Annotated in this window: 26 protein-coding genes; 12 read left to right on the forward strand and 14 right to left on the reverse strand. The window is 68.9% G+C overall.

Annotation, left to right across the window (positions count from 1 at the left end):
- Nucleotide 1: 1 nt before the first annotated feature.
- On the reverse strand, nucleotides 2-802 hold the full coding sequence (locus tag ESP70_RS09265) for an enoyl-CoA hydratase-related protein (protein WP_149688999.1): 801 nt from the start codon (nucleotides 800-802) through the stop codon (nucleotides 2-4).
- 108 nt (nucleotides 803-910) lie between these two features.
- Here ESP70_RS09265 and ESP70_RS09270 point away from each other — a divergent pair, with 108 nt between their 5' ends.
- From ESP70_RS09270 to ESP70_RS09280, 3 genes are all read left to right on the forward strand, one after another.
- The gene (locus ESP70_RS09270; protein WP_082530405.1) at nucleotides 911-1,072 is read left to right on the forward strand and encodes a DUF3117 domain-containing protein; all 162 of its coding nucleotides are present in this window, start codon (nucleotides 911-913) and stop codon (nucleotides 1,070-1,072) included.
- 26 nt (nucleotides 1,073-1,098) lie between these two features.
- Nucleotides 1,099-1,434: a hypothetical protein gene (locus ESP70_RS09275; RefSeq protein WP_246161985.1), complete on the forward strand. Its 336-nt coding sequence runs from the start codon at nucleotides 1,099-1,101 to the stop codon at nucleotides 1,432-1,434.
- 80 nt (nucleotides 1,435-1,514) lie between these two features.
- On the forward strand, nucleotides 1,515-1,946 hold the full coding sequence (locus ESP70_RS09280; protein ID WP_149689001.1) for a hypothetical protein: 432 nt from the start codon (nucleotides 1,515-1,517) through the stop codon (nucleotides 1,944-1,946).
- On the opposite strand, the gene ESP70_RS09285 is transcribed toward ESP70_RS09280, so the two are convergent.
- Complete coding sequence (locus ESP70_RS09285) at nucleotides 1,943-2,599, reverse strand: O-methyltransferase (protein WP_235503459.1); 657 nt, start codon at nucleotides 2,597-2,599, stop codon at nucleotides 1,943-1,945. The two genes, ESP70_RS09280 and ESP70_RS09285, sit on opposite strands and share 4 nt — an antisense overlap.
- Nucleotides 2,600-2,721: 122 nt before the next feature.
- Here ESP70_RS09285 and sigE point away from each other — a divergent pair, with 122 nt between their 5' ends.
- Both sigE and ESP70_RS20085 read left to right on the forward strand, forming a co-directional pair.
- Nucleotides 2,722-3,288: an RNA polymerase sigma factor SigE gene (gene sigE, locus ESP70_RS09290; RefSeq protein ID WP_246162028.1), complete on the forward strand. Its 567-nt coding sequence runs from the start codon at nucleotides 2,722-2,724 to the stop codon at nucleotides 3,286-3,288.
- Entirely contained in the window at nucleotides 3,288-4,130 is an 843-nt protein-coding gene (locus tag ESP70_RS20085; RefSeq protein ID WP_188110565.1) for an anti-sigma factor, read from the forward strand. Before sigE ends, ESP70_RS20085 begins: the two co-directional genes overlap by 1 nt.
- Here the strand turns inward: ESP70_RS20085 and ESP70_RS09300 are convergent.
- The 4 genes from ESP70_RS09300 to ESP70_RS09315 are packed head-to-tail and all read right to left on the reverse strand — an operon-like array spanning nucleotide 4,127 to nucleotide 6,433.
- The gene (locus ESP70_RS09300; protein ID WP_149689003.1) at nucleotides 4,127-4,633 is read right to left on the reverse strand and encodes a GNAT family N-acetyltransferase; all 507 of its coding nucleotides are present in this window, start codon (nucleotides 4,631-4,633) and stop codon (nucleotides 4,127-4,129) included. The two genes, ESP70_RS20085 and ESP70_RS09300, sit on opposite strands and share 4 nt — an antisense overlap.
- 30 nt (nucleotides 4,634-4,663) lie before the next feature.
- Nucleotides 4,664-4,981 (reverse strand): sec-independent translocase, encoded by a 318-nt coding sequence (locus ESP70_RS09305; protein ID WP_149689004.1) that lies wholly within the window; start codon nucleotides 4,979-4,981, stop codon nucleotides 4,664-4,666.
- A 7-nt stretch (nucleotides 4,982-4,988) separates the two neighbouring features.
- A complete protein-coding gene (locus ESP70_RS09310) occupies nucleotides 4,989-6,128 on the reverse strand; it encodes an Mrp/NBP35 family ATP-binding protein (protein WP_149689005.1) in 1,140 nt (379 codons plus the stop codon).
- Between the two features lie 50 nt (nucleotides 6,129-6,178).
- The gene (locus ESP70_RS09315; RefSeq protein ID WP_149689006.1) at nucleotides 6,179-6,433 is read right to left on the reverse strand and encodes a DUF1731 domain-containing protein; all 255 of its coding nucleotides are present in this window, start codon (nucleotides 6,431-6,433) and stop codon (nucleotides 6,179-6,181) included.
- Nucleotides 6,434-6,508: 75 nt separating this feature from the next.
- Between ESP70_RS09315 and ESP70_RS09320 the strand changes: the two genes are divergently transcribed.
- Nucleotides 6,509-8,191 (forward strand): ABC-F family ATP-binding cassette domain-containing protein, encoded by a 1,683-nt coding sequence (locus ESP70_RS09320; protein ID WP_149689007.1) that lies wholly within the window; start codon nucleotides 6,509-6,511, stop codon nucleotides 8,189-8,191.
- Between the two features lie 166 nt (nucleotides 8,192-8,357).
- Here ESP70_RS09320 and ESP70_RS09325 read toward each other — a convergent pair whose 3' ends face one another.
- The 6 genes from ESP70_RS09325 to ESP70_RS09350 are packed head-to-tail and all read right to left on the reverse strand — an operon-like array spanning nucleotide 8,358 to nucleotide 14,511.
- Complete coding sequence (locus ESP70_RS09325; RefSeq protein WP_056398713.1) at nucleotides 8,358-8,858, reverse strand: DUF1003 domain-containing protein; 501 nt, start codon at nucleotides 8,856-8,858, stop codon at nucleotides 8,358-8,360.
- A complete protein-coding gene (locus ESP70_RS09330) occupies nucleotides 8,851-10,128 on the reverse strand; it encodes a magnesium transporter MgtE N-terminal domain-containing protein (protein ID WP_149689008.1) in 1,278 nt (425 codons plus the stop codon). The genes ESP70_RS09325 and ESP70_RS09330 overlap by 8 nt, the downstream gene beginning before the upstream one ends.
- A 59-nt stretch (nucleotides 10,129-10,187) precedes the next feature.
- Nucleotides 10,188-10,607 carry a DUF1810 domain-containing protein gene (locus ESP70_RS09335; protein WP_149689009.1) on the reverse strand — a complete coding sequence of 140 codons (420 nt, stop codon included), beginning with the start codon at nucleotides 10,605-10,607 and terminating at the stop codon, nucleotides 10,188-10,190.
- Nucleotides 10,604-12,964 (reverse strand): FdhF/YdeP family oxidoreductase, encoded by a 2,361-nt coding sequence (locus ESP70_RS09340; protein ID WP_149689010.1) that lies wholly within the window; start codon nucleotides 12,962-12,964, stop codon nucleotides 10,604-10,606. The genes ESP70_RS09335 and ESP70_RS09340 overlap by 4 nt, the downstream gene beginning before the upstream one ends.
- A 48-nt stretch (nucleotides 12,965-13,012) precedes the next feature.
- On the reverse strand, nucleotides 13,013-13,450 hold the full coding sequence (locus ESP70_RS09345; RefSeq protein WP_149689011.1) for a hypothetical protein: 438 nt from the start codon (nucleotides 13,448-13,450) through the stop codon (nucleotides 13,013-13,015).
- A 5-nt stretch (nucleotides 13,451-13,455) separates the two neighbouring features.
- Nucleotides 13,456-14,511 (reverse strand): alpha/beta hydrolase, encoded by a 1,056-nt coding sequence (locus ESP70_RS09350; protein WP_223148676.1) that lies wholly within the window; start codon nucleotides 14,509-14,511, stop codon nucleotides 13,456-13,458.
- A 131-nt stretch (nucleotides 14,512-14,642) separates the two neighbouring features.
- Between ESP70_RS09350 and ESP70_RS09355 the strand changes: the two genes are divergently transcribed.
- Entirely contained in the window at nucleotides 14,643-16,007 is a 1,365-nt protein-coding gene (locus ESP70_RS09355) for a WS/DGAT/MGAT family O-acyltransferase (RefSeq protein ID WP_149689013.1), read from the forward strand.
- A gap of 16 nt (nucleotides 16,008-16,023) precedes the next feature.
- On the opposite strand, the gene ESP70_RS09360 is transcribed toward ESP70_RS09355, so the two are convergent.
- Nucleotides 16,024-16,497 carry a nuclear transport factor 2 family protein gene (locus ESP70_RS09360; RefSeq protein WP_149689014.1) on the reverse strand — a complete coding sequence of 158 codons (474 nt, stop codon included), beginning with the start codon at nucleotides 16,495-16,497 and terminating at the stop codon, nucleotides 16,024-16,026.
- A gap of 104 nt (nucleotides 16,498-16,601) precedes the next feature.
- Nucleotides 16,602-16,787 (reverse strand): hypothetical protein, encoded by a 186-nt coding sequence (locus ESP70_RS09365; protein ID WP_149689015.1) that lies wholly within the window; start codon nucleotides 16,785-16,787, stop codon nucleotides 16,602-16,604.
- 56 nt (nucleotides 16,788-16,843) lie between these two features.
- Between ESP70_RS09365 and ESP70_RS09370 the strand changes: the two genes are divergently transcribed.
- From ESP70_RS09370 to ESP70_RS09390, 5 genes are all read left to right on the forward strand, one after another.
- Nucleotides 16,844-17,716 carry a DMT family transporter gene (locus tag ESP70_RS09370; protein WP_149689016.1) on the forward strand — a complete coding sequence of 291 codons (873 nt, stop codon included), beginning with the start codon at nucleotides 16,844-16,846 and terminating at the stop codon, nucleotides 17,714-17,716.
- A gap of 105 nt (nucleotides 17,717-17,821) precedes the next feature.
- The gene (locus tag ESP70_RS09375; protein ID WP_149689017.1) at nucleotides 17,822-19,012 is read left to right on the forward strand and encodes an acyl-CoA dehydrogenase family protein; all 1,191 of its coding nucleotides are present in this window, start codon (nucleotides 17,822-17,824) and stop codon (nucleotides 19,010-19,012) included.
- Nucleotides 19,013-19,036: 24 nt separating this feature from the next.
- Nucleotides 19,037-19,516 carry a YflT domain-containing protein gene (locus ESP70_RS09380; RefSeq protein ID WP_149689018.1) on the forward strand — a complete coding sequence of 160 codons (480 nt, stop codon included), beginning with the start codon at nucleotides 19,037-19,039 and terminating at the stop codon, nucleotides 19,514-19,516.
- 2 nt (nucleotides 19,517-19,518) lie between these two features.
- Entirely contained in the window at nucleotides 19,519-20,559 is a 1,041-nt protein-coding gene (locus ESP70_RS09385) for a MaoC family dehydratase (RefSeq protein ID WP_149689019.1), read from the forward strand.
- On the forward strand, nucleotides 20,546-21,130 hold the full coding sequence (locus ESP70_RS09390; protein WP_246161986.1) for a histidine phosphatase family protein: 585 nt from the start codon (nucleotides 20,546-20,548) through the stop codon (nucleotides 21,128-21,130). Before ESP70_RS09385 ends, ESP70_RS09390 begins: the two co-directional genes overlap by 14 nt.
- The last annotated feature ends 7 nt before the right edge of the window (nucleotides 21,131-21,137 follow it).

Below are 21,137 nucleotides of genomic sequence, written 5' to 3' on the forward strand. Positions count from 1 at the left end.
CTCAGTGGCCGGTGAAGACCGGCTTCTCCTTGGCGAGGAACGCCTTCACGGCGGCCGCGTGATCGGCAGACTTGCCGGTCAGCGCCATCTTCTGCCCTTCGTGCTCGAGCGAGGCCGCCAGGTCATGGTTCGCCGAGAACGCCAGCGAGCGCTTGATCGAGGCGAGGGCAAGCGTTGGCCCGTCAGCGAGCGAACGGGCGAGCGCGGCGACCTCGCCGTCGAACTCCTCGTCGTCGACGACCTTCGTGGCCAGCCCCAGGGCGTACGCCTCGTCGGCCGGGATCGTCCGCGGCTGCATCAGCAGCTCGGTCGCCTTGCCGAACCCGACGAGCCGGGGCAGCGTCCACGACGACCCGGTGTCGCACGACAGGGCGATGCCGGCGAACGCCAGGTTGAAGCCGGCCGAGCGGCGCACGAGGCGGAAGTCGGCCGCGAACGCCAGGGAGGCACCGGCACCGGCGGCGACACCGTTGACCGCAGCGATGACCGGCTTGGGCATCGTGGCGATCGCGGTGACGGTGGGGTTGTAGTGCTCGGCGACCGTGGTGCCCAGCGACGCGCTCTCGTCCTGCAGGTCCGCGACGTGCTCCTTGAGGTCCTGGCCGACGCAGAACGCCCGCCCGGTGCCGGTCAGGACGACGCATCGCACCGCGCTGTCGGCCGCCGCGGCGTGCAGGGAATCACGCAGTGCGACCTTCGTGGCGAGTGTCAGGCTGTTCATCCCGTCGGGCCGGTTGAGCGTCACGGTGCCCACGCCGTCGGCCACCTCGTAGGTGACAGGTGGTGCGCTGGGGTCGGTCATCTGTGCCTCCTGGTGGTACTGCGGTCGAACGTCCTCCGGCCATAGGCGATAATAGGAGGCACGCTTCCTGCCGTAGCGGTGGGAGCTCCAAGATCGAGAGGGGAACTGATGGCCGCCATGAAGCCACGGACCGGAGACGGCCCGATGGAGGTCACCAAGGAAGGGCGCTGCATCGTCATGCGCGTCCCGCTCGAGGGCGGCGGACGTCTCGTCGTCGAGCTCAACAATGAGGAAGCAGCCACGTTGGGCGACCAGCTCAAAGCCGTCTGATGTACGGGCTGACGGTTCGTTGGTCGTTGACCGACGCACCCAAGGGCACGCTCAGGGCCCTGCGCAGCTACGTCGAGGACGAGTCGTTCGCGAAGTTCGCGGCTCTGGACGGCCTGCGCTTCAAGACCTGGCGCGCCCGCAAGGGCGAGTGGTTCGAGGGCAGCTACGTGTTCGTGTCCGACGCCGCGCGTTCGGCGTTCCAGGACTCTTTCGAGAAGGTCGCCGCGGACTCCGCCGGCTCCAAGATCATCGGCAGCGCGCCCGTGACGATCGAGGCCTACGAGGTCGTCGCCGTCGTACGCGGCCCTGCAGGCTTCCGCTCGTCGGCTTCGTTCGAGCACGACAAGCGCGACGACGACTGAGGCGCGCTGTGGAACCCCAGACAGGTGACCCACGGCCCCCGTTGCGCGAGGTGCGCTTCACGACGGAGCATGATGCGAGGGTGTCCCGGGCAGGCGCGATGGAGACCGCCCTGGGCGGCCTCGTCGTCGCGGCGCTGCCGATCTTCGTCTCGATGCCCTGGTGGGCGATCCCCTTGGTCGTCCTCGGCGGTGTCCTGATGCTGGCGTTCGCTGCTCACCTGCGGTGGGCCGAGCCCGAGAGCGCTGCGGACAGTGCACGCCTCGAGAGCGAGGGCATCGCCGTGCGCGCGCGGATCGCCGAGGCCGAGGACCTGCCTGACGTGGGCGTACTCCACCGGATCGCACTCGACGTACGCGCTGATGGCCTCAACCCGTTCGAAGCCACCCACGTGTGCTCCAACGCCGTGTGCCAGGACGCAGTCGCCCGGCACCGGCGTGGCCAGCCGGCCTCGCTGCCGGTGCTCGTGTCACCGGCTGCCGGCGAGTGGATGGTCTCGCACCGACGCGTCTAGGCGAGCAGCTGCGCGGCCAGCAGGCCGTCGCCGAGCGGCAGCAGCACGCTGCGGAGGCGCTCGTCGTTCCTGACCCGCTGCACGACGTCGCGGATCGCCGACGTCTCGGGGTCGCGCTGTGCCGGGTCGGCGACCCGGTCGTGCCAGAGGGCGTTGTCGAACACGATGATCCCGCCGGGGCGCACGAGCCGCATGGCCTGGTCGAGGTACTCGCCGTACTCGACCTTGTCGCCGTCGAGGAACACCACGTCGTAGCCGGCATCGGTCAGCCGCGGCATGACGTCGAGTCCGGCGCCGGCGATCAGGCGGAAGCGCTGAGGGGCGTAGCCGGCTTCGGTGAACGTCTCGCGGGCGAGCCGCTGGTGCTCCGCCTCGAGGTCGACCGACGTCAGGACGCCGTCGGGCTGCATGCCGCGGAGCAGCCACAGCCCGGATACGCCGGTGCCGGTGCCGATCTCGGCGACCGACTTGGCCTGCACCACGGAGGCGAGGAACGACAGCGCCGCACCGCCTCCCGGGCCGACCGGGATGACCCCGACGTCGTCCGACCGGCGCCGCGCGGCGACGAGGTGATCGTCCTCGCTCAGGAAGTCCTCGGCGTAGGCCAGGCTGGCTGCGGTGGTGATGGTCGGCTCCTCGGTCGCGGTGGTCAAGGCCAGACTATCCGCGCGAGCGCCGTTGGCTGCGGAGGCTCAACCATGTGATGTGGCCGGAATCTGGGGAACAGTCAGGAGTTTCCATGCGTTCTCTCAGGTACGAGGTGTTCGATCAATTCATGAAGGAAGACGACGTGACCACGGCAACGCTCGACTGGGACGACATCGTCGCGGAGCACTCCGCGCGGGTCTACCGGCTGGCCTACCGCCTGACCGGCAACCGGCAGGATGCCGAGGACCTCACCCAGGACGTGTTCATCCGGGTCTTCAAGTCGCTCGACACCTACGAGCCGGGCAACTTCCCGGGCTGGCTCCACCGCATCACCACGAACCTCTTCCTGGATCGCGTACGCCGCAAGTCGCGCGTACGCATGGACGGCTTCTACGAGGGCGCCGAGGAGAAGCTGCTGAGCTCTGAGGTGCTGCCGGAGTCCGCAGTCCACGACGCCAACTTCGACCCCGACATCGAGCTCGCGCTGGCATCGCTGTCCGACGAGTTTCGCGTCGCCGTCGTGCTGTGCGACATCGAGGGCCTGTCCTACGAGGAGATCTCCGACGTGCTCGGCGTCAAGCTCGGCACCGTCCGTTCCCGCATCCACCGTGGCCGCACGCAGCTGCGCGAGACGCTCGCCCACCGTGCGCCCCGCAAGGGCCGGACCCGATTCGTGGGTCCGGTTGGGGTCTGATGGCTCATCTGGGTGCCGACGTTGCCGCGTTCGTGGACGGACAGCTGTCCGAGCCCGCGACGCGCGAGGCGCTCACGCATCTGCAGACGTGCGACGAGTGCGCCAAGGCGGTGCGTCAGCAGCGGCTGCTGAAGTCCCGCATGTCGACCGTCTCGGCGCCTGAGCCCCCGCCCGGTCTCCTCGCATCGCTGTCGGGGCTGGCCGCCGCACCACCCGAGAACGAGAGCTGGTGGGTCCGCCTACGTCGCTCGGCGCCATTCCGCGCTGGCGTCGTGCTGGCCAGCGCCTCGGTGGCGGTCGTGATGACCGCGTACGCCGTGGGTGGTGCCGAGTCCCGGGTCGGCGACGAGGTTGCCCCGCCGTTCAACCAGTACGCTGCCGACTTCTTCGGCGCGACCGCCGTGCCCGCCGGTCACGTCATCGAGGACGCGACGATGACCAAGCTCGACAGCTCGGGCTGGCCGTGCCTGACGACCCTCGCCGGCGACATGCATCGGGTCTCCGGGGCGTTCGCGGACCACCAGGAGGTCGTGGCGCTCAGCTACTCCAACGGCAGCAGCAAGCTCAATCTGTTCGAGCAGAACGGATCGCTCGACCACGACAGCATCAAGGACTTCGAGCAGGCCGAGATGGGTGGCTCCGAGGTCTGGGTGCGCGAGGGTGAGCCGATGCTCGTGACGTGGGACGACGACGGCGTCGTCTACACGATCGTGACGGACGCCGATCGTGGGCGGGTCGAGCAGGCGGTGTCCCAGCTGCCGCGTGGGTCGCGCGACGAGACGCCCACCGAGCGCGTACGTGACGGGCTCGACCGCATGACGGCCTGGCTCGACGCCGCCTAGCTCGACTCGATCCAGTGGTCCGGCGGCACGCCGAGTCTGCCCGGCACCTCGCGCTGATCCTCGCGCCACCGTCCCGGCCCGAACGCGAGGTCCGCGAAGCGGCGCCAGAACCCGAGTGCCGCGGCGTTGTCGTGCTGGCACGCGATCGCCCATGGCCCGTCGTGACGCCCGACGACGTCGAGGGCCAGCATCATGCCCACCCCGTCACGGCGAACGGCCGGTGCGACCCACAGTGCGGCGAGTGATCGACGGTCCGTGGTGAGGTCGTCGACGACCGCGAAGCCGACCGGAGCGGGCTCATCCGCGCGGGGATGGGCCTGCCACGCCAGGTACGTCACGGTGTCGGCTGTGTGCTCGGCCGGGAGGCCGGCGGTCTGGTAGCGCCCGTCGGCGTAGGGGAGTGCCGAGACGATCGGCGCCAGGTCGTGGCGGAAGCACTGCCACAGCCACGCCATGATCGGCCACTCGTCAGCCTCGACCGGTCGAATCGTGATCGCGCCCACGATGCCATCATGGCACCGCGGCCCCAGCCGCTAGGTCGACTCGGAGTCGTACGGCGGGGTCTCGCCGGGCCGCAGGATCCGCTGCTCCTTGGTCGGCGACGGTGTCGTGTCGTCATCGAGGAAGTTCTTGCGGACGATCTCGCGCGGGTCGAGGTCGCGGAGGTTGAGGTCGGAGAAGTCCTCGCCCATCTCGCGGCCTAGGTCGTTCTTGGCGTTCTCGGCCATCTGGCGGAGCGTACGCACGAAGCCGCCGGCCTGCTTGGCGATCTCGGGCAACTTGTCGGGGCCGAACACGAGCAGGCCCACGACGAGGATGACGCCGATCTCGGGCAGGCCCATGCCGAACATGCGGCGCCTAGAGCCGTCCTGCCGGGGCGAGCCCCAGCTGCATGCCGGCGAGACCGCGTGAGCGTCCGCTCAGTTGGTCGGCGGCGCCTTGGAGGACCTTGGCGGCCTCGGAGTCCGGGTCGGTCTCGACGATCGGGTCGCCCGCGTCGCCGCCCTCGCGGAGTGACTGGTCGAGCGGGATCTGGCCGAGCATCGGCACGTCGTAGCCGAAGCGGCCGCTGAGCGTCTCGGCGACCTTGGCGGCTCCACCGGAGCCGAAGATCTCCATGCGCTCGCCGCCGGGGACCTGGAGGTAGGACATGTTCTCGATGACGCCGACGACGCGCTGGTGCATCATCGAGGCCATCGTGCCGGCGCGTTCCGCGACGTCGGCGGCGGCGGGCTGGGGGGTCGTCACGACGACGACCTCGGCGTTGGGCAGGTGCTGGCCGAGGCTGATCGCGACGTCACCGGTGCCCGGCGGGAGGTCGAGGAGCAGGGCGTCGAGGTCGCCCCAGTAGACGTCGCTGAGCATCTGCACGAGCGCCCGGTCGAGCATCGGTCCGCGCCAGGCGACGACCTGGTCCTTGCGGGGCTTGAGCATGCCGATGCTGATGACCTTCATGCCCTTGACCGGGACCGGCATGATCATGTCCTCGACCTGGGTCGGCTTCAGGTCTCCGACGCCGAGCATGTCGGGGATCGAGTGCCCGTAGATGTCGGCGTCGATGATGCCGACCTTGAGCCCGCGCTTGGCCATCGCGAGTGCGAGGTTGACGGTGACGGTCGACTTGCCGACGCCGCCCTTGCCCGAGGCGATCGCGAAGACTTTGGTCAGCGAGCCGGCCTGTGCGAAGGGGATCTCCTTCTCGGTGCGTCCGCCGCGGAGCAGCTCCTGCATGCTCTTGCGCTGCTCATCGGTCATGACGCCCATGTCGACGACGACCGCGTGGGCCGGGGCGACGGTGGCGATCGCAGCAGTGATGTCACGGTTGAGGGTGTCCTTGAGCGGGCAGCCGGACACCGTCAGCAGCAGGCGTACGGTGATCTGCGCTTCCTCGATCGTGATGCCGTCGACCATCCCGAGCTCGGTGATGGGTCGTTTGATCTCAGGGTCGTTGACCTTGCTGAGGGCTTCTCGGACTTGCTCTTCGGTGACCACTGCCATGCCTCCATCGTACGGGGGCGCCACTGGGGTGATGGCTGAGTGTGACCTAATCACCCCAGCGCGACGGGCAGGAGCCCACGGGGCGTACGACCGGCGATCTCGTCGAGCGCGGCGGCGAGCGAGGGGTAGGTGAAGGCGAAGCCGGACTCGCGAAGCACTCGGGAGTCGACCCATCGGCTCTTGAGGACGAGCTCGGCCTCGGTGCGGATGATGCGGGCGCCGGCCTCGAGCGCCCAGGCCGGCAGCGGGAGGCCCGGCGACACCGTCGGCGCCGACCTGGCGTCGAGGACCTCGTCCTCGAGCACTGCGGCAGCGGTGAATCACCCACTCCTGCTCGGCTTCGGCGCTGCTTCACATCGAGGGGCTGCGAGGATGTCGGAGTGGGACACCTCGACCTCAACTCCATCAGCTTCACGCTGTCCGACGGGCGACCCCTGCTCGACGAGGTCAGCCTCCGCGTCGGCGAGGGCATGAAGGTCGCCCTGATCGGCCCCAACGGTAGCGGCAAGACGACGCTGACCCGCATCGCGACGGGTGACCTCGAGCCCCATGACGGCGCCGTCACGATCTCCGGCGGTCTGGGCGTGATGCGGCAGTTCATCGGATCCGTACGCGATGAGTCGACCGTGCGCGACCTGTTGGTCTCGGTCGCGCCGCCGGCAGTGCGCAAGGCCGCTGCAGAGGTGGACCGCATGGAGCTGCTCATGATGGAGCACGACGACGAGCGCACCCAGATGGCGTACGCCCAGGCGCTCGTCGACTGGGGCGACGCCGGCGGCTACGAGCACGAGGCGATGTGGGACGTGTGCACCGTCTCGGCCCTGGGGGTGCCGTTCCAGAAGGCGCAGTGGCGTCAGGTCACGACCCTGTCGGGCGGCGAGCAGAAGCGGCTCGTGCTCGAGGCGCTGCTGCGCGGGCCCGAGCAGGTGCTGCTGCTCGACGAGCCGGACAACTACCTCGACGTGCCGGCGAAGCGGTGGCTCGAGGACGAGCTCGTGGAGTCACCCAAGACCGTGCTGTTCGTGAGTCACGACCGCGAGCTCATCGAGCGGGTTGCCCAACGCATCGCGACCCTCGAGCCCGGCGCGGCCGGCAGCTCGCTCTGGGTGCACCCGGGGCGCTTCTCGACCTACCTCCAGGCGCGCATCGACCGCAACGCCAAGCTCGAGGAGCGTCGGCTGCGCTGGGACGAGGAGCGGGCCAAGCTCAAGGCGCTCGTCGTGATGTATCGCGCCAAGGCCGCCTACAACGCCGACATGGCCTCACGCCTGCAGGCGGCGGTGACCCGGCTCGAGCGGTTCGAGCGCGAGGGGCCGCCCGAGGCCGTGCCGATCGCCCAGAACCTGCGGATGCGGCTCGACGGCGGGCGTACGGCCAAGCGTGCGGTGGTTGCCGAACAGGTCGAGCTCACGGGCCTGATGAAGCCGTTCGACCTCGAGATCTGGTTCGGTGAGCGTGTCGCGGTGCTGGGCAGCAACGGCTCGGGCAAGTCGCACTTCCTGCGCCTGCTCGCGGCGGGCGGGTCGCGTCCCGACATCGAGCACGAGCCGGTCGGCGACGTCATCCCACCGCCGGTCGACCACACCGGCATGGCCAAGCTCGGCTCACGCGTACGCCCGGGTTGGTTCGCGCAGACCCACGAGCACCCCTCGCTGCTCGGCCGTACGCTCCTGGAGATCCTGCACCACGGTGACGGGCACCGTAAGGGCATGGGGCACGAGGGGTCGGCCAAGGCGCTCGACCGCTATGGACTCGCCAAGGCCGGCGACCAGGTCTTCGAGCAGCTGTCGGGCGGCCAGCAGGCGCGGTTCCAGATCCTGCTGCTCGAGCTGTCCAACGCGACGTTGCTGCTGCTCGACGAGCCGACCGACAACCTCGACCTGCACTCCGCCGAGGCGCTGGAGCAGGCGCTGTCGACGTTCGAGGGCACGGTCGTGGCGGTGACCCACGACCGATGGTTCGCCCGCGGCTTCGACCGGTTCCTGGTCTTCGGCGCCGACGGCCGGGTCTATGAGTCCGACGAGCCCGTCTGGGACGAGACCCGCGTCGCCCGCGACCGCTGAAACCCTCCCCAGGGTGCCGCGGGACGCATCTTCATGCGTTCGTGCTGCGTGGACAGCCGGAACGCATGGAGATCAGTCGCCGGGGGTGGATGGCAGACGCCGGTATCCATGCGTTCTAGGCGTCAGGGCAGCGCGAACGCATGAAGATCCGTCCTACTGGCGCGCGTCAGTCCTTGGACTCGTCCTCGGCATCGCGTTCGTCGAGGTCGGCCATCAGGCCGCGCAGCTCGCCACGGATGAAGTCGCGGGTGGCGACCTCGCCGAGTCCGAGCCGCAGGCTGGCGACCTCGCGGGCGAGGAACTCCATGTCGGCATTGGCCTGTGCTGTCGCGTCGCGGTCCTGCTCCTGGGTGACGCGGTCCCGCGCCTCCTGGCGGTTCTGCGCGAGCAGGATCAACGGCGCGGCGTAGGACGCCTGCAGCGACAGGATCAGCGTGAGGAAGATGAACGGGTAGTCGTCCCAACGGTGCCGGTCGGGCCCGTACGGCATGTTCCAGCCGATCCAGACCACGACGAACACCGTCATCCAGGCGATGAACGTGGCCGTGCCGAGGAACCGGGCGGTCGACTCCGCGAAGCGGCCGAAACGCTCCGGGTCGGGCTCGCGGCGGGAGCGGAACGAGCGACGTACGGAACGCGGCTGGTCGAGGCGGGCGCGGTCAGCCATGCGTGACCACCTCCGACTCCGCCCCAGAATCAGGCTCAGCGTCCTGCTCGCGCCAGCCTTCGGGCAGCAGGTGGTCGAGCACGTCGTCGATGGTCACCGCCCCGAGCAGGTGGAAGTTCTCGTCGACGACCGGCAGCGCGACCATGTTGTAGGCGGCGAGCAGGTTGGCGACGTGCTCGAGCGATGCCTCGGGGCGCGGCCAGTCGATGTCGTTGTCGACGATCGCGCTCACCAGCGTCGAGGGCGGCTCACGCAGCAGGGCCTGGAAGTGGACGATGCCGAGGAACTTGCCGGTCGGCGTCTCGAGCGGCGGCCGGCACACGTAGACCATCGACGCGAGCGCCGGGATCAGGTCGGGATTGCGTATGCGCGCCAGCGCCTCGGCGATCGTCGCATCAGGCGGCAGCACGACAGGCTCGGTCGTCATCATGCCGCCGGCGGTGCGTTCCTCGTAGGTCAGCAGCCGGCGTACGTCCTCGGCGTCGTCGGGCTCCATCAGCGCCAGCAGCGCCTCGGCGACGGCGGTGGGCAGCTCGCCCAGCAGGTCGGCGGCGTCGTCGGGGTCCATCTCGGTGAGCACGTCGGAGGCCCGCTCGGGATCGAGCACGCCGAGGATCTCGACCTGGTCCTTCTCGGGCAGCTCCTCGAGGACGTCGGCGAGGCGCTCGTCGTCGAGCTCGGTGACGACTTCCATGCGGCGCTTGGGGGGGAGGTCGCGCAGGGCGTTGGCGAGGTCGGCCGCGCGCATCTCGTCCATCGTGGCGAGGAGGTGGGTCGCGCCCTGGCCGGCCTCCTCGGTCGTCAGGCCCTTGACCTGGTCCCACTCGAGCACCTGGTGGGGGCCGCGACGCCCGAACCGCTTGCCGCCGCTTTGCACCGCGACGTCACTGACGTACCAGTCGCGGCGCGGATCCTGCTCCATCGCGAGGTCGTAGACCGTGCCGCTGGTGCCGTCGGGCAGGGTCACGGTGCGGTCGAGCAACTCGTGGATCGCGAGCGTCTCGGTGCGGCGCTGCACGAACTTTCGGACGTTGAGCACGCCGGTCGTGATGATCTGGCCCGAGTCGAGTGACGTGACGCGGGTGATCGGCAGGAACACACGTCGCCGGCCCAGCACCTCGACGACGAGGCCGAGCACGCGAGGACGCTGGCGGGCGGAACGTACGGCGACGACGACGTCGCGGAGCTTGCCGACCTGGTCGCCCGCGGGGTCGAAGACCGCCTGGCCCACGATGCGGGACAGGAAGATGCGTCCGGGCGTTGCGCTCACGCTCGAACTCTACCGTCGAGCCCTGCCCCGAACGTGGGACGTCAGCGCAGTGGAGCAGGTCAGAGCAGGCTGATGGTCGCGGGGTCCGGTTCGCCGCCGAAATGCCGCTCGATCAGTGCGGTGATCGTGGGGTTGGGTGCGGCCTCGGCGAACAGTGTCAGCGAGGAGTGCAGCTTCTGCGCGTCGACCGGTCCGAGTACGTCCGTCATCGCGACCTCGCCGAGTCCGGCGAGTGCCTCGCAGCACGCCTCGTAGCGGCGCCACAGCACCTCGTGCGTCGCGTATGCCCGGGCCTCGTCGAGCGTCGAGATGGCATAGCGGACGGCCATCTCGCTGCGGCCCAGACCGGCGATCTGCGGGAAGACGAACCACATCCAGTGGCTCGTCTTGCGGCCGGCCCGCAGCTCGGCCAGCGCACGGTCGTACGTCCCGCCGTCCTGCGCGTCGACGAACCTCTGGAGGTCGTAGGGATCGGTCACGACAGGTGCCGCGGCTGGCGGTCGGTCTTGTGCGAGTCGTCCGCGCCCACGTCGTCCTGCGCGGCGCCGACGTTGGCCTCGTGCTCGGTGGGGTGCGGCTCGAGCCGCACCATGACGGACTTGGAGGTCGGCTGGTTGCTGCCGGTCGCCGTGGAGTCGAGCGGCACGAGCGGATTGGTCTCGGGGTAGTAGGCCGCCGCCGACCCGCGAGGGGTCTCGTAGGGCACGATGCGGAACCGCTTGGCGACGCGCGTGACGTCGTCGCCGTCCCAGCGCGAGACGAGATCGACGAGGTCGCCGGGGGCGAAGCCCTGCGCCGCGATGTCGTCGGGGTGGACGAACACGACCCGGCGACCGTCCTCGATGCCTCGATAGCGGTCGCTCAGGCCGTAGATCGTGGTGTTGAACTGGTCATGGCTACGCAGCGTCTGCAGCACGAGGTGTCCTTCGGGCACGTGCAGCAGCTCGATCGGCGACGGCACGAACTCGGCCTTGCCGCTCGTGGTCTCGAACGTACGAGAGTCGCGCGGCGGGTGGGGCAGCACGAAGCCGCCGGGCCGGTCGACGTTGTGCGTGTATGCCTCACAGCCCGGCACGACGCGCGAGATGTGGTGGCGAATGATGTCGTGGTCGATCGCCATCGCCGACCAGTCGATGCCGTCCCGGCGGCCGACCGTGGCCTCCGCCAGGCCGGCGATGATCGCGACCTCGGAGCGTACGTGCGGGCCGATCGGCGGCAGGACCCCGCGCGAGGCGTGGACGGCCGACATCGAGTCCTCGACCGTGACGTACTGCTCGCCGGCCGCGGTCACGAGCTTCTCGGTGCGGCCCATGGTCGGCAGGATCAGGGCGGTGTCGCCGCACTCCAGGTGCGAGCGGTTGAGCTTGGTCGACACCTGGACCGTCATCGCGGCGCTGCTCAGGGCCTTGGCGGTGACCTCGGTGTCGGGTGCGGCCTGGACGAAGTTGCCTCCAAGGCCCATGAAGAACGCCGCCTTGCCGTCACGCAGCGCGCGGATCGCGTCGACCGTGTCGAAGCCGTGCTTGCGGGGTGGGTCGAAACCGAACTCGGCCTGCAAGGCGTCGAGGAAGTGCTCGGGGACGCGCTCCCAGATGCCCATCGTGCGGTCACCCTGGACGTTGGAGTGCCCGCGTACGGGACACAGTCCGGCACCGCGCTTGCCGATGTCGCCGCGGGCGAGCGCGAGGTTGGCGACCTCGCGGATCGTCGCGACCGCGTTGCGGTGCTGCGTGAGCCCCATGGCCCAGCAGTAGATCGTGGCGTCCGAGGCGCGGATCAGCTCCGCGGCCTCCGTGATCTGGGCGCGGGTGAGGCCGGTCGCCGACTCGACGACGCCCCAGTCCACGGCGCGTACGTGCTCGGCCCACGCCTCGAAACCGTGGGTGTGGCGCTCGACGAACTCGTGGTCGACGGCGTCCCACTCCAGCAGCAGCGAGCCGATCGCCTGGAACAGGGCGAGATCGCCGTTGATCTTGATCGGCAGGTGCAGGTCAGCGATGTCGGTGCCCTTGCCCACCACGCCGCGGGGCTTCTGCGGGTTGCGGAAGTTGACGAGCCCGGCCTCGCGCAGCGGGTTGATCGCGATGATCGTGGCGCCGCGACGCTTGGCGATCTCGAGCGCTGACAGCATGCGCGGGTGGTTGGTGCCGGGGTTCTGGCCGGCGATCACGATGCACTCGGCGTCGTAGATGTCGCGCAGGCTGACGCTGCCCTTGCCGATCCCGATCGACTCGGTCAGCGCGGTGCCGCTGGACTCGTGACACATGTTGGAGCAGTCGGGCATGTTGTTGGTGCCGTACGCGCGGACGAACAGCTGATAGAGGAACGCAGCCTCGTTGGACGCCCGGCCCGAGGTGTAGAAGATCGCCTCGTCGGGTGAGCCCAGCGAGGTGAGCTGGTCGCCGATCAGGCGCAGGGCCTCCTCCCAGCCGATCTCTTCGTAGTGCGTCCCGCCAGGCCGCTTGATCATGGGATGCGTGATGCGGCCCTGCTGACCGAGCCAGTACTCGTCGCGAGCCGACAGGTCGGCGATGCTGTGCCGCGCGAAGAACGCGGGGTCGGCCCGCTCCTTGGTCGCCTCCTCGGCGACGGCCTTGGCGCCGTTCTCGCAGAACTCGGCGGTGTGCCGGTTCTCCGGGTCGGGGTCGGGCCACGCGCAGCTCATGCAGTCGAAGCCGTCGGCCTGGTTGAGCTTGAGGAGGGTCTTCGCGGTGTTCTTGAGGCCCATGTGCGACAACGAACGCTGCAACGAGACCCGTACGCCGGTGACTCCCGCCGCGGCCCGCTTGGGGTCGTGGATCTCGAGCTCGTCCTCGTTGATCGTGTCGTCAGGCATGTCTGGCTCTCCTCGGCTCTCTGCTTCCCGATACCCGGATGGGCGTGGTCAACGCGTGAGATGTGGCGACGTGTGCCGGATCGTCGTGGCGATCTGGTCCGGCAGAGAGATCTCGTCGGTCGGCACGAGGCGCACCACAACGGACTCGGTGGCCCATCGCTCGATCGCGTGGTCACCGTCGCTGAGGTTGAGGCGGCCGGACTTGAGGGCCGAGGTCACGACCTCCCAGTGCTCCGAGTCGGGTGTCACGACCTCGACCTTGGCCTTGACCTCGGCCACCAGGGCGCGCGTCGACTTGCTGCGCAGGCCCAGGATCACGGTCTCGTGCCGCTCGATGTCGGGCAGCGGCTGCTCGGTGCCTCCGGCGACGACGCAGACGGCGTCGCCGACCCACTCGTGCCACACCGCGCGGGTGTGCCCGGCGTACGAGATCCAGAGCAGTCCGGACTTCTTGGCGAGCTCGGCGACGAGGTCGGTGCGGTTCACACCGCTCAGCGTACGGCTGCCCGGCTGCGGCGCGAGGTCGCTGCCGTCGCCGGTGCGGCGACCGGGGTGGTGCCGGTGGCCTCGCGCTCGGCCAGGCCACGGACGAACGTACCGATCTCCTCGATGGCCGTGCGCGCCTCCGGGACCCACGAGGCAGCGGCCTGGAACACGTGGACCTGGCGGTCCCACACCTGCAGGTCGCACGGCACGCCGGCCGACACGAGGCGGTTGGCCATCAGCTCGGCGTCGGCCATGAGCACCTCGTTGGAGCCGATGTGGATCAGGGCGGGCGGCATGTCGGCGAGCGGCATGTTGACCGGGTCGACTCGGTGGCCCGAGATGCCGCGGCGGGTGTCCATGCGCAGCGAGACGTCGGTGAGCTTGGCGACCGCCCTCATCGGGAACGTCTCGCAGCGGTTGGCGTTGCGGTGGCCCTGCTTGCCTGCCGGGTCGAAGTCGAGCAGCGGCGAGATCGCCACGACGCCGGCCGGCTGGCCCCAGCCCTTGTCCATGACGGCACGGGCGACGCTGAAGGCGAGGTAGCCGCCGGCGGAGTCGCCCGCGATCGTGATGTCCTGAGGCGCGTAGCCCTGCTCGAGCAGCCAGCGGAAGCCGTCGACGCCGTCGGCGACCGACTCGGTGATCGGCTCGTAGGGCATCTGGCGGTAGCCGACGTTGAGCACGGGCTGCTTGGCGGCGTAGGAGATGCGGGACACGAGCCGGCGGTGCGTGTTGAGCCCGCAGGTGAGGAACGCGCCACCGTGGAAGTAGAGGATCGCACCAGGGTTGCCGCCGTGGATGTCCGAGACGCCCTTGGCCTGCAGCCATTCGCTGCCGCAGTCGGCGAGGTCGACCGAGCGCCACATCGTGCCCTCGTGAACCGGCAGGATCCGGGCGATCTGCTCGACCACGTTGGGCGGGAAGACGTCGAAGGGGAGCCGGGCCCACGCTCCGAGCAAGGGGCGTACGGTGTGGCGCAACCCGAAGCCGAGGAGACGAGACTGGAGGCTCGCGCCGCTGAAGAACTGCGGTTGAGCGGCCAGCGACAGATGTGGTGCCATCGGAATCTCCTCCAGACGGTTGTAGAACATTCAACCGACATGCGTTAACGAATATTTCACACAAAGTGACTTGCGCCACATGCGATCGTTAGCGTACTGCCAGTACGTCCAACTTTTCGTGAGGATTGCCGATGTCGTTCATGCCACCCACGGACTCGATGTTCCTGCTGGCGGAGAACCGGGACCATCCGATGCACGTCGGCGGCCTCCAGCTGTTCGTGCCGCCGGACGGCGCGGGACCTGAGTTCGTGCGGGAGATGCTCGACGCGTTCCGGCAGACCGACAACATCTCCCCGTTGTTTCGCAAGCGCCCGGGCGAGCCTGTCGGCACGCGCTGGAAGACCGACGAGACGATCGACTACGACCACCACGTACGCCACTCGGCGGTGCCGAGCCCGGGCCGCATCCGGGAGCTCCTGCAGCTGACGTCGCGGTGGCACGGCTCGCTGCTGGACCGGCGCCGGCCGTTGTGGGAGGTGCACGTCGTCGAGGGCCTGCAGGACGGCCGGATCGCGGTCTACACCAAGGTGCACCACGCAATGGTCGACGGCGTCTCGGCGCTGCGGCTCATGCAGCGATCGCTGAGCGAGGACCCCGATGCGCAGGACTGCCTGCCGCCGTGGGCGCTGCCGGCCCGCAAGCGTTCGGGCGACAAGCGGGGGTTCGATCCGATGGCCCTCGTACGTACGGGAGCGGGTGCGGCGGGTGACATCGCCGGGCTGGTGCCGGCCGGGCTCAAGATCGCCAACCAGATCATCCGCGAAGGTGACATCACGCTGCCGCGCGCACCCAAGACGATCCTCAACGGGTCGATCGGCGGCGCTCGACGCTTCGCCGCCCAGTCGTGGGAGATCGAGCGCATCCAGCGGGTGGCCAAGTCCTCGGCGACGACGCTCAACGACGTCGTGCTCGCGATGGTGTCCGGCGCGCTGCGTGACTATCTGCTCGAGCAGCACGCCCTGCCCGACGAGCCCATGACGGCGATGGTGCCGGTGTCGCTGTCGTTGCGGGCCGAGTCGGCGGGCAAGGACACCGGGACGGGCAACGCGACCGGTGCGATCATCGTCAACCTCGCGACCGACCGTGACCAGGGTGCGACCCGCCTCGAGGAGATCTCGTACTCGTCGCGACAGGCCAAGAAGATCCTCAGCGACCTCAGCCCGACCCAGATCCTCGCGTTCTCGGCCCTGCAGATGCTGCCGCTGGCGTTGACGCCGATCCCGGGGTTCGTGAAGTACACCAACCCGCCGTTCAACGTCGTCGTCTCGAACGTCCCTGGGCCCAAGAACGACATGTACTTCAACGGCTCACGGCTCGACGGGATGTATCCGGTGTCGATCGTGACCGACGGCCTCGCGCTCAACATCACGCTGACGAGTCGCGCCGGCTATCTCGACTTCGGCCTCATCGGCTGCCGCCGCTCCGTCCCACACCTGCAGCGACTGCTGACCCACCTCGAGTCGGCACTGGCCGAGCTCGAGAAGGCGTGGGGCTGATCGCTGCAGCGACTGCTCATTGCTGGATGGCCCAGCGATTGGCCAGCAGCTGGTGGCTGGGGGTGTCGTCGAGTGACTCCATCGACTCGTAGATGCGCTCGTACGACGTCTCGGCGATCCGCCAGCCGTCGGCCTCGCGCCGGTAGTGGTCGCGGTAGTAGCCGGCGCCGCGGATCAGCATCTTGAAGTCTGTCGCGATCACGGTGTCCTCGAACCCCCACGACCCCTCGGCGGTGTCGCCGTCGACGTCGATCTCCGGGTGATGTGCGACGTGCACCGTGATGATGCCGTTCGAGAGCTTCTCGCTCATGAACCCGACGATCGCGTCACGACCCTCGAGGGCGTCCAGCTCGCCGTACACCTTGGTGCCGTAGCGGCCGACGGCGTCGGCGGTAAACGTGTCGGCGAACTCGTCCCAGAGCTTCAGGTCGAGCGACCGGAAGTAGCGGTACTTCAGCCGGCGGATGTCTTCGAGCGCTGCCAGGTCCATGGCGACAGGATCGCACAAAGACAAGAACCTGTTCTCGTTCTGGTTCTCTCGCCTGTGTCACCCGTCAGGGCTGGGCACGAGCGCTGACTCGTCTGCTCGGCGCCCTACAGGACCAGCAGGAGGACTCCGGCAATCAGGGCGGCGTCGCCGCCGAGCATCAGCGGGAGGCCGTTGCCGCGAGCGACCTCGCCGGGGGCAAGCACCTGGCGACGGGACGCGACGAACCGCAGGACACCGAGCACCGAGGCAACGGCACCGACGGCGATGAGGCAGATGGCGAGCGCAGTCATGGCGACATGGTGGCACGGCGCGGCCGGCCGGGCAGGCATACCGGCAGACTGACGGGGTGAACGCCTTCCTCGCCATCGTCGCGATCCTGGGCGTCTCGGCGTCGGGGCCGCTGATGGCCGGCGCCAACGCTCCGGCGCTGGCGATCGGCTTCTGGCGCAACGCCCTCGGCACGGCCGTCGTGGCGCCCTTCGCCGCTCGCACGATCCGGCGGGAGCTGACGGGGCTGGGCCTCGAAGGCTGGTACGCCACGGTGTTCGCGGGCGTGATGCTGGCCGTGCACTTCGCCACGTGGGTCAGCGCGCTCAAGATGACGTCAGTCGCCGCGGCCACAGCCATGGTCAGCATGCAGGTTGTGTTCGTCGTGGTGATCGACCTCCTGCGCGGCAAACGCACTCCGCCGGCGGTCGTCGCCGGCGTCTCGATCGCGGTCGTCGGCGTGCTCGTCATCACCGGTGTCGACTTCTCGCTCTCGGCTCGCGCCGTTGCGGGTGACCTGCTCGCGCTGGTCGGAGGACTGACCGCCGCGCTCTACCTGATGGCCGGCAGCCGGGTCCGCGAGAGCGTGTCGACCACGTCGTACACCGTGGCCTGCTACGGCATCTGCGCGGTGACCCTGGCGATCTCGTGCCTCGTCGCGCAGGTGGAGATGGTCGACTTCTCCGGCCACACCTGGCTGGCGATCGTCGGCGTCACGATCTGCGCGCAGCTGCTGGGGCACTCGGTGCTCAACCACCTGCTGGCGGTCATGAGCCCGGGCCTGATCTCGCTCCTGCTGCTGTTCGAGGTGCCGGGTGCAGCGATCCTGGCGGGCGTGTTCCTCGACCAGACGCCCCCGGTCGGGGTGTATGTGGGGCTGGCCCTGATCCTCGCCGGGCTGGTTGTCGTGGTCATCCGCCGGCCACCGCCCGCGGAGGTCCTGCCCGACTAAGTTAACGCTGGGTAACGAACGTCACCATCCGCACCGGACGACAGACGAATGACCCGTCGGTACAGTCAGCAGGTCAACGCCGGCAACATTTTGAGGAGCCCCGCAATGGGTCGTCTTGTCCGTACCGAAGGTCTGACCGAGATCCAGGAAGAGATCCTGAAGACGGTTCGTCAGTTCGTGGAGAAGGAGATTCTTCCGGTTGCGACGGAGCTGGAGCACAAGGACGAGTACCCGACCGACATCGTGGAGGGGCTCAAGGAGCTGGGCATCTTCGGGATCATGATCCCCGAGGAGTACGGCGGACTCGGCGAGTCCCTGCTGACGTACGCGCTGGTGGTCGAGGAGATCGCCCGGGGCTGGATGAGTGTGTCGGGTGTGATCAACACGCACTTCATCCTGGCCTACCTGATCCGCCAGCACGGCACGGACGAGCAGAAGCAGAAGTACCTGCCCAAGATGGCCACCGGTGAGGTGCGCGGCGCGTTCTCCATGTCCGAACCGGCACTGGGGTCTGATGTGGCGGCGATCAAGACCAAGGCCACCAAGAACGCCGACGGCTACGAGATCACGGGCCAGAAGATGTGGCTGACCAACGGTGGGTCGTCCAACCTGGTCGCGGTGCTGTGCAAGACCGACGAGGGTGACGACTCGGTCTACAAGAACATGACGACGTTCCTGGTCGAGAAGGAACCTGGCTTCGGCGAGACGGCTCAAGGGGTCACGATCCCGGGCAAGATCGAGAAGATGGGCTACAAGGGCATCGACACCACCGAGATGATCCTGGACAAGCACCAGATCTCCGCCGACCAGGTGTTGGGTGGCAAGCCGGGTCAGGGTTTCTACCAGATGATGGACGGTGTCGAGGTCGGCCGGGTCAACGTCGGCGCCCGGGCTGTCGGCATCGCCAACCGGGCGTTCGAGCTCGGCATCGCGTACGCCCAGCAGCGTGAGACGTTCGGCAAGCCCATCGCGCAGCACCAGGCGATCTTGTTCCGCCTGGCCGAGATGGCCACCAAGGTCGAAGCGTCGCACGCGATGGTCGTGCGGGCGGCCCGGGGCAAGGACTCGGGTGAACGCAACGATGTCGAGGCCGGAATGGCCAAGATGCTGGCTGCGGAGTACTGCAACGAGGTGGTGCAGGACTCGTTCCGCATCCACGGCGGCTACGGTTACTCCAAGGAGTACGAGATCGAGCGCCTCTACCGCGAGGCCGCGTTCATGCTCATCGGCGAAGGCACCTCTGACATCCAGAAGATGATCATCGGCCGCAGCCTTCTCAAGGACTACAAGCTCTAGCTCTACCGTTTGAAAGGGCAAGCCATGGCAGAGATCTTCTCGCTCGAGTACCCGCAGTCGCTCGGCGTGTTCGACAAGTACGCCGATGCCCAGAAGGCCGTCGACTACCTCTCGGACAACGAGTTCCCGGTGCAGAACGTCCTGATCGTCGGCACGGAGCTCAAGCAGGTCGAGCGCGTGACCGGCCGCCTGACGTGGAGCCGGGTGCTGATGGCCGGCGCCGGCTCGGGGGTGGGATTCGGGTTGTTCGTCGGACTGCTCCTGGCCATGTTCAGCGACGGCAGCTCGTTCGCCGCCGCCGTGCTGGGTGGGGTCGTCCTGGGCGTGATCTTCTTCGTGACCTCTGCGGCTCTCGGCTATGCCGCCACCCGCGGCCAGCGCGACTTCAGCTCGGTGCAGAAGGTCGTGGCGACCAAGTACGAGGTGCTGGTCGAGCACAAGTTCCTCGCCCAGGGCCAGGAGCTCCTCGCCAAGCTGCCCGGCCGCGACCCGTTCGCCGTCTGAGCATGAGCGGGACCAAGACCAACCCTGGCAACTTCTTCGAGGACTTCGAGGTCGGCCAGGTCCTCCGACACGCGACGCCGCGCACCGTCACCGAAGGTGATCGTGCGGCCTACGGAGCGCTCTACCCGACGCGCTTCGCGGTGCCGTCCTCGGCGGAGTTCGCCGCCTCGGTGGGCCTCAGTCCGGCCCCGGTCGAGGACCTGATCGCGTTCCACATCGCGTTCGGCAAGACCGTGCCCGACGTCTCGCTCAACGCCGTGGCCAACCTCGGCTATGCCGAGTGCCGCTTCCACCGCCCGGTCGTGCCAGGTGACACGATCGCGACGCGGTCCGAGGTCATCGGCCTCAAGCAGAACTCCAACGGCAAGACCGGTGTGGTCTACGTACGGTCGACCGCGACCAACCAGCGTGACGAGGTCGTGCTCGACTGGGCCCGCTGGGTCATGGTGCACAAGCGCGACCTGGATGCGCCCGCGCCCGAGACCGTCGTGCCCGATCTCGCTCCTGCCGTCGCCGCCGACGACCTGATCCTGCCTGCAGGGCTCGACTTCACGACGTACGACTTCGAGGCGGCGGGGGAGCCGCACCGCTTCGACGACTACGAGATCGGCGAGAAGATCGACCACGTCGACGGCGTGACCCTCACCGACCCGGAGCACATGCTCGCCACCCGACTGTGGCAGAACACCGCCAAGGTGCACTTCAACACCGAGGCGCGGCCCGACGGCAACCGCCTCGTCTATGGTGGCCACGTCATCTCGCTGGCCCGCGCGCTGTCGTTCAACGGCCTCGCCAACGGCCAGCTGATCGCGGCGATCAACGCCGGGGCCCACGTGTCACCCGCATTCGCCGGTGACACCGTGTACGCGTGGTCGGAGGTGCTCGACAAGGCCGAGACGCCGGCACCGGGCGTCGGTGCGCTGCGCCTGCGCCTCGTGGCCACCAAGGGTCGCGACGAGTCCATGACCCTGCGCGGCTCCGATGACACGTACGCGCCCGGCGTGCTGCTCGACCTGGACGTCTGGGCGCTTGTCCCACGCTGACGAGGTCGAGGACCAGCTCTGGCTGGTGCGCCACGGCGAGACGGAGTGGAGCCGCAGCGGCCAGCACACCTCGACGACCGACCTGCCGCTGACGGAGAAGGGCGAAGCCGCAGCCCGTACGCTCGTGGGCCCGCTGTCCGGCATCGAGTTCGTGCACGTCATGTCGAGTCCGCGCCGCCGCGCGATCCACACCGCGGAGCTCGCCGGTTTTGCCCGCCCCGAGATCGACGAGGATCTCGCCGAGTGGGCGTACGGCGACTACGAGGGTCTGACGACTCCCGAGATCCGCAGGACCGTCCCGGACTGGAGCGTCTGGACGCACCCGTCGCCCGGTGGTGAGACCGCCGCGCAGGTGGCCGAGCGGCTCGACCGGGTCGTCGCACGGGCGCGGGCAGCCGACGGCAAGACACTCGTCTTCGCGCACGGCCACTCCTTGCGCGCGCTCGCGGCCCGCTGGCTGGGGCTCGACGTCTCGGAGGGTCGGCTCTTCGCACTCGACACCGCGACGATCTCGGTGCTCGGCGTCGACCGCGGCACGCAGGTCGTCCGCCAGTGGAACTGCCTGCCCTGAGTAGCCT

Source organism: Aeromicrobium ginsengisoli (assembly GCF_004134905.2).
GTDB lineage: Bacteria > Actinomycetota > Actinomycetes > Propionibacteriales > Nocardioidaceae > Aeromicrobium > Aeromicrobium ginsengisoli.